The organism is Bowmanella dokdonensis (assembly GCF_017254865.1).
Taxonomy (GTDB): domain Bacteria; phylum Pseudomonadota; class Gammaproteobacteria; order Enterobacterales; family Alteromonadaceae; genus Bowmanella; species Bowmanella dokdonensis.
Genome location: NZ_JAFKCV010000354.1, coordinates 1 through 292 on the forward strand (window position 1 = coordinate 1; position 292 = coordinate 292).

General features: G+C 50.3%; 1 protein-coding gene. It reads right to left on the reverse strand.

All coding sequences use genetic code 11. The annotated features are described in order from the left end of the window. Positions 1-292: secretin GspD/PilQ domain-containing protein (locus J0A66_RS22920; protein WP_500676676.1), on the reverse strand; the 292-nt coding region annotated here is incomplete at both ends.

Consider the following 292-nt stretch of genomic DNA (forward strand, 5'->3'; position numbering starts at 1 on the left):
GGTTTCAATCACCGAGGGATGCACATGCAGCAGTACGCCACCTTCCTCATCAATTTGCGGTGTCACATCCAGCGCGATACCCGAGAAAAAGGGCGTGAGTTCAATATTTGGCGTCACTGCCGTGGTGGACGAGCTGATGGTGCTTTGACTGGACACATCGGTAACGAAATACTCATCGTCCCCGACTTTAATCACCGCTTTTTGATTATTGGTGGCCGTGACTCTGGGACTGGACAATACCTGCATATTGCCTTGTGAAGACAACAAACTCAGGACGCTGGAAAAGCTGTTC